Genomic DNA, 6,772 nt, shown 5'->3' on the forward strand with positions numbered 1-6,772 from the left:
GCTGATTTTGTCCCAGACCCAGGCACTGAAATGGCTAAACAGCTTCAGGAAAACCGCTGGTACAGCCCTGGCCCTGTCCATAGGCCTGAACCTGTGTGCGGGCATCCTGCTCATTGTCCAGGCCGGAGCTCTGGCCTGGAGCGTACACCAGGTGGTTTTTGAAGGCCTGGGACTTGGCCGGGTCATGCCCGCCCTGTGGCTTATACTGGCCCTGGTGCTGGCCAGGGCCATGCTTGTCTGGTACGGATCAAGCCTGGCCGGACAGGCTGCGGCCCGGACCAAGGAAAAAATCCGCCGGCAACTCCTGGAGCACCTGTCCCGGGCCGACCCCTCGGGGTTGACCAGTCATTCCACGGGACAACTGGTACACTTGAGCACCGACGGGGTGGAAGAAGTGGACGGATACTTTTCCGGATATCTGCCCCAGATGGCCCTGGCAGCCATGCTTCCCCCGGCAATCCTGGTCTTTATCCTGCCCCTGGACTGGATATCCGGCCTTATCCTTCTGTTTACCGCCCCCTTTATTCCCTTTTTCATGATTCTCATCGGCCGCCGGGCCCAAAAGCTGAACCAGCAGCAATGGCAAAAAATCACCCGCCTGACCCACAGATTCTTAGACGCCATTCAGGGCCTGACCACCCTCAAGATATTCAATGCCGGCAAAAGAGAGGCCCGGGTGGTGGATGAAATATCTAAGGAATACGGCAAAAGCACTCTGTCTGTTTTGCGGGTTGCATTTTTAAGTGCCCTGATTCTGGAATTCATGGCTACAGTCAGCATAGCCGTGGTGGCGGTGATTATTGGATTCAGACTTCTCTGGGGTGAGATTGATTTTATGGCCGGTTTTTTCATTCTCATCCTGGCCCCGGAGTTCTACCTGCCTCTGCGCAACCTGGGCAGCAGGTTTCATTCCCGGGTCTCGGCCATTGCAGCTGCGGAAAACATGATGCAACTAATGAGTCTTCCCCGGCGCCGGGATAACACCGGAACAACCATCCCCAGCTTCTCCCGGACCAGAATACGCTTTGAAAATGTAAGCTTTGGTTACGCTCAAGACCAAGAGGCCGTGCACAATCTCGATTTTATAACCCCGGCCCCTGGCCTGACCTGCCTCACCGGACCCAGCGGCAGCGGGAAAACTACGGTCCTGCGCCTTGTCCTGGGTCTTGTAACACCCCGGCAGGGCCAAATATATGTCAATGACGCGAACCTGTCGCATCTAAACAATGAAGCCTGGCTCAGGCATGCGGCCTATCTTCCCCAAAAGCCTCACCTGCTTGGCTTGAGCGTTCTGGAAAACATCAGACTGGGCAATGAAAACGCCTCTGCACAAGAGGTGTACCTGGCCGCCCAGAAGGCCGGCATCCACCAGGAGATTCTGGCCCTGCCCCATGGCTATGCAACCGTTCTGGGAGAAGACGGCCAGGACCTGTCCGGAGGCCAGCGCCAGAGGGTGGCCCTGGCCAGGGCCTTTGTCCGCCCCTGCCCCCTGGTGCTGGCTGATGAGCCTGGAGCCGGTCTGGACCGGAAAAACCGGAATATAATTCACGCCGCCCTGCTGGAAATGGCTGAAGAAAGAACAGTTATAATATGCACCCATGACCAGGATGTACTCCCCGGGGCGGACCTGGTAGTACAGCTGAAGGACATGCCCCCCGGGCAGGATATGGTGCAGCGGCCATGAAGGAGCTCGGCAGACTGCTGTCCATTATGCTGCCCCAGTGGAAATGGCTGCTTCTGGGTATGCTTTGCTCCTTAGTCACCCTCCTGGCCAACGCCGCCCTTTTGTCCCTGGCAGCCTGGTTTCTGGCCTGCATGGCCCTGGCCGGTATAACCGGAGTCCCCTTCAACTATCATCTGCCGGCCGGCGGCATCCGCACCCTGGCCATTGTGCGCACCGCGGGCAGGTATGCTGAAAGACTTTTTTCCCATGAAGCCACCTTCAGGCTCCTGGCCCACATGCGGGTCTGGTTTTTCAGCCGCCTGGAGCCCCTGGCCCCGGCCGGTCTGGCCAGCATACACAGTGGTGATGTCTTTTCGCGCATCAAGGCCGACATTGACCACTTAGACCAGTTTTACCTGCGCTTCGTCCTGCCCCTTTGCACTGCGGCTGCGGCCCTGCTGGCTGTATTTTTGTTTGCAGGATGGTTCAGCCCTGCCCTGGCCCTTTATCTTTGCTGTCTGTGGATTCTGGCCGGAGGTGTTTTGCCCCTGGTTCTTCTCAGGCAGGGAATGAGCATCGGCCAGGGACAGGTACAGTCTCTTTCCAGGATGCGCACCCTGGGGGTGGACCTCATCCGGGGCCTGGAAGAACTGGTGGTCCTGGGACAGACCAAGAGTATTCTTGATGAGCTGGATAAGGAAAACAAGATTCAGACCAGTATTCAGGCCAGGTATTCTAAGCTGGAGGCCTGGGCCGAAGGGGGCATGACCCTGTTTGTCGGGCTTTCAGTATGGGGCACCCTCATAATCGTCATCCCCCTGGTGCAGTCAGGAAAAATTTCCGGTGAAAATCTGCCCATGCTGGCGGTACTGGCCCTTCTAAGCTTTGAAGGAGTGCAGCAGCTTCCTTCGGCATTCAAGGCCTGGGGCAGAATCAGGGCCTCAGCCCGGAGGCTTTTCTCCATTATTGACCAGAACCCCCTGGTGCAGGACCCCCCTGAGGCCCTGCCTGCTCCTGAACAGTTCAGCATTGAATTTAGAGAGGTATCTTTTTCCTATCCCGGAAGAAGTAAGCAGGTGTTAAAATCCATGAGCTTTCAGGTCCGCTTTGGTGAAAAAGCAGGCATAACCGGCCCGTCAGGAGCCGGCAAAACCAGTATTTTCAATCTCCTGCTTCGTTTCTACCCCCTGCAGCAGGGACAGATACTTCTAGGCGGACGAAACATCCAGGATTACAGGGCCGAAGACGTGCGCTCCTGGACAGGGGTAGTATCCCAGGATTGTTTTCTGTTCAACTCCAGCATCAGAGAAAACCTGCTCCTGGCAAGCCCCCATGCCCGGGACAAAGACCTGTGGCAGGCCCTGGCCCGGGCCAGGCTGGAAGATTTTGTCACTTCTCTGCCGGACAGCTTAGATACCCGGGTGGGGCAGGCGGGACTCAGGCTTTCCGGGGGTCAGGCCAGGCGGCTGTGCATCGCCCGGACACTGCTTAAGGATACGCCCATACTTCTGCTGGATGAACCTACAGAAGGCCTGGACAAAGATACTGAAGCAGCCCTCTGGGACACCCTGCAGGAGGTCATGGCCCAAAAGACGGTCATCCTCATCACCCACCGCAGCATGGGCCTGGAATACATGGACCGGGTCATCAGCATGGACTGACGCTCAAGACGGAATCAAGGAACCTCTGCCTTATTTACTGCCTGGATGTACTTTATAAGTCACCTTTCACCCGGCATCCTGGATGCGGGAGCACATCTTTTCCCAGTGCGAGCCTCTCCAGTAAATACGCTCACAGCCGGGACAGATTTCAAAGTAATCAAAGTATTTTCTGGTTCTGGGTTTCAAACGTTGAATTATTTCGGACTTGGGCACCGGTTCAAGAACCTGGTTGCATCTAAGGCACCTGGAAAAACTACAGGTAAGATCCAGGCCGTAAATACGGGCCACCTCCCTTAGCTGGTCATCAGGATTACAGGCGCGTATCAATCGTCCGTGCATTATCTCTCTGCGTTTCAAGAGCCCTCTGTCTCTGGACAGTACAATGCGGCGCTCCCGGGCAGCCAGAACAGCCACTTGCCGGTCACTGTAGCTGTTGTCCCACAAGGTATCCTGCCCCAGCATGCGCAAAAGCATGGCCAGCTTGCCCACATTGACATCAGCTATAAACCTGGTTTCCGGCCAGGCCTCGGGGCGAAGCCTGGTGGAACTGGCCACATCCACAGGAGCCTCTACCGACCGGACCACAATCTTTTCACCTGGAGAGGGAATATGATCAAAACCGGCCTCTCGCTCATCCGCGATAATTTCTCCCACCTCTGTATGCGGTACCCCCAGTGCTTCAATAATATCCTTGATGGAAGCCCTTCTTTGGAGTACATATTCAAGAGGATATTTAAGCCCGAAGTGCTCCCGCAGTTCGCGGTGAAAATAAAATGTGATGTACTTCATTGCCCTGAGTAAATAAATGGATTGTAATTTTTCACCACCTGCTAAAGCTGGACAATCCAAGCGTCTACTTGCAGATCCATGGTCCGGGGGCTTTGCAAACAGGGCGTAAACTGTCTGAACGACGTAGGAAGCGTTAATCAAAACCGTCAAACACCGAATTTGATTCAAGGCGTGTTATTAAAAATATACTGGCTTTCAATACCGTGTATAGGTTTTGATTTACGCTTCCTTGGAGAGAGTTTTTACGTCCTGTTTGCAAAGTTCCCGGACCATGGTGAAAAATGGCATAATATTACATGAGGAGGTAAATCATGGATTCCATAGGGGTCAAGAGTACCAAAAGAGAACAGTTTCTGGACATTACCCGGGAAGTACAGGAGTACCTTTCATCCAACAAAATGAACAGCGGGGTACTGACCCTTTACTGTTCGCACACCACAGCAGGCCTGACCATAAACGAAGGAGCGGACCCCTCAGTGGTCCGGGATATCCTGGTCAATCTGGAAAGGCTTATCCCCCGCAACGGGGATTACCAGCATATGGAGGGCAACAGCGACGCCCATATCAAAAGCAGCCTCATGGGACCATCACTACAGCTCATTGTGGACAACGGCAGGCTCATGCTGGGCACCTGGCAGAAGATATTCTTTACCGAATTCGACGGTCCCAGATCCAGAAAGGTCTGGCTCAAGTGGACTACTGGATAGCCCCGAGTCTGGAAAGCCACTTATCAAAACTTTCCTGAGCCCTCTGGGCATGCAGCTCCTTGCGCCTGGCCTTTTTGGCCCGGGCCTTCAGCGGCGGGAACAGCCCGAAATGAATATTGCTGGGCTGAAAATACCTGGCATCGCTTTGCAGATGATTCATGAGTGCACCCAGGGCTGTGTCCCTGGGTGGGGCGGGTGGATCGATCCCTCTTGCTTCAAGCCCCAGACGCAGACCCAGCCATAGTCCGCAGGCGGCTGATTCCAGGTATCCTTCCACCCCGCTTATTTGCCCGGCCAGGTAAACTCCGGGTCTGGCCTTAAGTTCCAGATTCCGGGTCAATACCTGGGGAGCATTGACAAAAGTATTTCTGTGCATGCTGCCCAGGCGCAGAAACTCGGCATTTTCCAGACCGGGTATCATGCTAAAGACCCTTTTTTGCTCCCCAAGCTTCAGCCTGGTCTGAAATCCCACCAGATTGAAGGCGGTCTTCTCTAAGTTTTCCGCCCGCAACTGCACCACGGCAAATGGCTGCTCCCCAGTTCTTGGATTCACCAGGCCCACGGGCTTCAGCGGACCAAAGGCCATGGTCAACTCGCCCTTTTCAGCCATGGCCTCGATGGGCATGCACCCCTGGAAATGCTTCTCCTCTTCAAAATCCCGGGCCGGGACTTTTTCCGCACTGACAAGTTCATGGTAAAACCGGTAATACTCCTCTTCACTCATGGGGCAGTTGAGATAATCGTCGTCTTCAGGCCGGTACCTGGAGCCCCAGAAAGCTTTGTCGTAATCAATGGATTCCGCGCTGACTATGGGGGCTATGGCGTCATAAAAATACAGGTCCTGGGCCCCGATAACCCGGAACAGACTCTGGGCCAGAGGATCGCTTATAAGCGGACCGGCTGAGAGAATCACTGCATCAAATCCCTGGAGCTCTGGGTCGTCCAGGTCCTGGATTTCCCGTCTATGCACCCGGATAAACTCATGCTCCTCCACCCTGCTGGTCAAGTGCTGTGCAAATCTGTCCCGGTCCACGGCCAGGGCCTTGCCTGCAGGCACCCGGTGCATGAGAGCCGCTTCCATGACTAAGCTGCCCAGCCTGTGCATCTCCTGCTGCAAAAGCCCCACTCCGGTCACTGGCTCCATGGAGCGAAATGAATTGGAACAGACCAGCTCGCCCAGGCTCTGGCTTTCGTGGGCCGGGGAATACTTTTGCGGCTTCATCTCGAAGATGGTCACCCATACCCCCTGACGGGCCAGCTGCAGAGCAGCCTCACATCCGGCCAGCCCCCCACCGATTATGGCAATGCTTTGATTCATATGGAAAGTTTTTCAGATTTGAGGATATAGGCCACGATTATACCCACAATAAACCCGGCTGCCAGATTGGTGGCCAGGGTGATGCCCACAATGGTGAAGACCACGAAAAATTCCTTGCGCTCCTTTAAATCCATTATGGTCAGGGCCAGTTGACTGCCTGCAAAAACAAGCAGCACTCCCAGCACGGCCATGGGGATGAGATAGAGAATGCCCAGGATGTTCACCCCGAGCAACACAGCCAGGAAAATGAATATGGCCCCAATGATCACGTTGGAGCCCGGGGTCCTGGCTCCGAAGCGGTAATGGGCGGCCAGTCCCCCGGCCCCGTGACAAAGAGGCATACCCCCCACGAAAAAGGAAAAGAAATTGGCCAGGGCCATGGTGATGCAGTTGGCCTTATAGGTAGCCCTGTGGGCGGCCTCTCCGAAATACTGCCTGGATAGATCCACGTTGGCGATGACCGCATTGCCCAGGGTCATGGGCAGCTGCGGCAGGACCAGCACCAGCAGGGCAAAGGAGAAGTCCACACCCGAAGGAAACCCGAAAGGCATGAACTCCGGCAGATTGAAACCTGGCGACACCTGGGACAGCCCCTCCCGGGTGCCCAGCAAAAGACCCACCAGCATGCCCCCCA

Annotated in this window: 6 protein-coding genes; 3 read left to right on the forward strand and 3 right to left on the reverse strand. The window is 55.4% G+C overall.

The genetic code is table 11. The features are described 5' to 3' along the window. Positions 1-7: 7 nt before the first annotated feature. The gene (gene cydD / locus D5S03_RS12385; RefSeq protein WP_008870907.1) at positions 8-1,684 is read left to right on the forward strand and encodes a thiol reductant ABC exporter subunit CydD; all 1,677 of its coding nucleotides are present in this window, start codon (positions 8-10) and stop codon (positions 1,682-1,684) included. Then, complete coding sequence (cydC, locus tag D5S03_RS12390; RefSeq protein ID WP_008870908.1) at positions 1,681-3,324, forward strand: thiol reductant ABC exporter subunit CydC; 1,644 nt, start codon at positions 1,681-1,683, stop codon at positions 3,322-3,324. Before cydD ends, cydC begins: the two co-directional genes overlap by 4 nt. 66 nt (positions 3,325-3,390) lie before the next feature. Here the strand turns inward: cydC and D5S03_RS12395 are convergent, their stop codons facing one another. Then, positions 3,391-4,113 carry a Mut7-C RNAse domain-containing protein gene (locus tag D5S03_RS12395; protein WP_287044247.1) on the reverse strand — a complete coding sequence of 241 codons (723 nt, stop codon included), beginning with the start codon at positions 4,111-4,113 and terminating at the stop codon, positions 3,391-3,393. Positions 4,114-4,424: 311 nt separating this feature from the next. On the opposite strand from D5S03_RS12395, the gene D5S03_RS12400 reads away from it, so the two are divergent. After that, positions 4,425-4,820 (forward strand): secondary thiamine-phosphate synthase enzyme YjbQ, encoded by a 396-nt coding sequence (locus D5S03_RS12400; RefSeq protein ID WP_008870910.1) that lies wholly within the window; start codon positions 4,425-4,427, stop codon positions 4,818-4,820. On the opposite strand, the gene trmFO is transcribed toward D5S03_RS12400, so the two are convergent. Together trmFO and D5S03_RS12410 are read right to left on the reverse strand one after the other, a co-directional pair. After that, on the reverse strand, positions 4,810-6,138 hold the full coding sequence (gene trmFO / locus D5S03_RS12405) for a methylenetetrahydrofolate--tRNA-(uracil(54)-C(5))-methyltransferase (FADH(2)-oxidizing) TrmFO (RefSeq protein WP_287044249.1): 1,329 nt from the start codon (positions 6,136-6,138) through the stop codon (positions 4,810-4,812). The genes D5S03_RS12400 and trmFO overlap by 11 nt on opposite strands. Then, on the reverse strand, positions 6,135-6,772 hold a 638-nt coding region (locus D5S03_RS12410; RefSeq protein ID WP_287044251.1), incomplete at its 5' end, for a putative sulfate/molybdate transporter. The genes trmFO and D5S03_RS12410, both read right to left, overlap by 4 nt.

This window comes from Desulfonatronospira sp. MSAO_Bac3, from assembly GCF_003838035.1.
Taxonomy (GTDB): domain Bacteria; phylum Desulfobacterota; class Desulfovibrionia; order Desulfovibrionales; family Desulfonatronovibrionaceae; genus Desulfonatronospira; species Desulfonatronospira thiodismutans.